We start from the raw sequence: 2,953 nt of genomic DNA on the forward strand, positions 1-2,953 counted from the left end.
CGGCTGGCTGTACATGGTCGGGCCCACGCGGCCGAACACGTTGTTGGCACCCACGGCCACGGTCGCATTCCACGGTGCGTTCCAGCGCAGCTGGACGTCGTTGAACACGGTCGCGCCACGCTGGTTGGTCGCGCTGCCCACCGCCACGCCCTGGTTGTTCGGCGAAGCGTAGTTCGGCAGGTTGCACTCTTCCGGGAACGTCACGGCGCTCAGGCACGATTCCTTCATGCCGGAGAAGTAACGGACGGTCCAGCTGGCACCGAAGTCACCCATTTCCCAACCCAGGTTCAGGTTCGAACGCACGCGGAAGGCGCCGCCCGCCCAGCCCACGCCGGTGCGGGGATTCGGGTGGGTGACCGGGTTCTTGGTGGTGACCAGGTCGTCACGCGAGGTGTAGGTGCTGGTCCACTGCGCGCTGAAGTTGCCGAAACGATCGGTCGGCAGGCGGTAGCTGACATCCAGGTCGAAGCCTTCCACCTCGCGGTAGCCGGCGTTGATGCCGGTGCGCTTGAGGTTGTTGACGATGCCGGTCACCGGATCACGCGTGAACGCCGAGCAGCGTGCCGCGATATCGTTGATGTAGCAGTCGTTGAGGATCAGGTTGGCCGTGTCCGAGATGATGGTGTTCTCGACGCGGATTTCCCACCAGTCCAGCGACATGTTGAAGTTCTGGATGAAACCCGGGCTCCAGACGAAGCCCAGGGTCTTGGACGTCGAGGTTTCCGGGGTCAGCTGGTCGTTGGAACCGGAGACGAAGGCCAGCGGGGTCTGCGACGATGCAGCGGTGGTCGGGGTGAAGCCCTGCTGCTGCTGGCGGAAGTTGTTGACGTTGACGCCGGCCGGCAGTGCAGCGGCGCAACGGGCACGCACCGCAGCGTTGGTGCGCGCTGCACCGTAGACCGAATCGCACGGATCGGTGAAGAAGTCGAACGACTGCGAACCGCCGCTGTACAGGTCGGCGATGGTCGGGGCACGGAAGCCTTCCGCCCAGGTACCGCGGATGAGCAGCGAGTCGATCGGCTTCCACTTGAAGCCGAACTTGCTGTTCAGCGTCGTGCCGAAGGTGTCGTAGTCCGAATGACGGGTGGCCGCGTTGAGGCTCAGCTCGCGGGCGCCCGGCAGGTCGGCCAGGATCGGCACGTTGAACTCGGCATAGACTTCGTCAACCTTGTAGCCACCACCGGTCGGGAAGTTGGCCAGGCCGGAGGTGTTGCCCGACTGCACCAGCGCGTCCGGGCTGAAGCTGCCCGTTTCCTTGCGGTGTTCGATACCCACGGCGAAGCCCAGGTCGCCGGCCGGCAGGGTGAACAGGCTGCCGGCGAGGTTGGCGGTGACGACCTTGGTGGTGGTCTCGGCGGTGGAGTGCGCAGACGGGAACAGCAGGTTCTGCAGGGCGGTATTGCCGGTCAATGCGCCATTGGCACCGTTGCTCTGGATGCCGGCATGCAGGAACGGGTTGTACGGCACGCACTGGTTCAACCCGATCGGGTTGGCCACGGTACCGCACTGCGCCACGCCGCTGCTGTTGATGAACGACGGACCCACGGCCGCACGCAGCGCGGTCAGGTTGAGGTCGCCGGTGCTGGTCTGGACCAGCTTGTTGTTGTTGTACAGGTAGCCGACATCCCAGTCGAACAGGCGGTCGGAGAACTCGAAGCTGCCTTCCAGGCCGCCGCTGAAGCGGAAGGTGGTCAGCTCGGCGCGGGTGTTGCGCGGTACTTCCGAAGTACGACGCCACCAGTTGGCGATGTCAGCACCCAGCGGATTGAACACACTTCTGGCCGAAATCGGCGAACCGAAGGCCAGTGCGCCGTACGGATAGCCGGCGATCTGGCGGTTCGAATCGCGGAAGCTGTACAGCATGTTGGTGCGCAGGCGCACGTTGTCGGTCAGGTCGTAGATGCCATCGACGAACACCGCACGGCGCTCCTGCGGGGTACGCAGGTCGGTCTGCAGGTTGGTGTTGGTCTTGTCCTGGGTGGAGAAGCTGTTGACGTTCTGCGCGATGTAGTCGGCCTTGTTGCTCGCGTTGCCACCCTCACGCAGGATCACGCGCACTTCGCGGTTCGGGTTGGATGCACTGGCGGCCGGATAGGTGACGCCCGGCAGGCCATCGGCCGGACGGCTGACGAAACCGCCGAACTCGCCGACGGTGGTCCAGCCGAAGTCCGGGTGGTTGGCGCTGCGCGGGAACGCACCGTACGGACGATCCGCCGCCCGCACCTTGTCTTCCTTGGCGTACTCGGCACCGATGGTCAGCGAACCGCGCTCACCCTTCACGCCCATGGTGAAGTCCATGGTGCGGGTGGCACCGTCGCCTTCACTGTACTGGCCGTAGTAGACGCTGCCGGTGGCGCCTTCGAAGTTGGTACGGGTGATGATGTTGATGACGCCGGCGATGGCATCGGAACCGTAGATCGACGAAGCGCCGTCCTTCAGCACTTCGATGCGCTCGATGGCCGAGACCGGCACGGTCGAGATGTCCTGCAGGCCACCGGTGGTGATGCCCAGGCGCTTGCCGTTGAGCAGCACCAGGGTGCGGGTGGCACCCAGGTCGCGCAGGCTGATGTAGGTGCCGCCGACGGCTTCGCCCGAGGACAGCGGCTGGGCACGGCTGATCGGCGGCGTACCCACGGCGCTGATGTTCTGCAGGATGTCAGCGACCGACGAGAAGCCCTGCTTCTCGATGTCGGCGCGGCTGAGGGTCAGGACCGGCTGGGCAGTTTCGACGTCGACGGTACGGATGCGCGAACCGGTGACTTCAATGCGGTCCAGGTTGGTGGCGGTCTGGGCAGACGCCACACCGGTGCCGGCAACGGATGCGGCGCTGGCGGCCAGCGCAACGCACACTGCATCGCGCAGCTTGTTGCTGTTCAACTTCATGGGCTCTCTCTCCATGGATCTTGGGTTGTGTGCTGAGTCCAACCGACGTACCCCAAAAGGGAGGCACAAA

Annotated in this window: 1 protein-coding gene; it reads right to left on the bottom strand. The window is 64.9% G+C overall.

Annotated elements, in window-relative coordinates; genetic code table 11:
• Positions 1 to 2,883: TonB-dependent receptor domain-containing protein (locus tag CJP72_RS24995; protein WP_162383905.1), on the bottom strand; the 2,883-nt coding region annotated here is incomplete at its 3' end.
• Positions 2,884 to 2,953 lie beyond the last annotated feature (70 nt).

This window comes from Citrobacter sp. NCU1 (genome assembly GCF_010231475.1).
Classification (GTDB): Bacteria; Pseudomonadota; Gammaproteobacteria; order Enterobacterales; family Enterobacteriaceae; genus Citrobacter_D.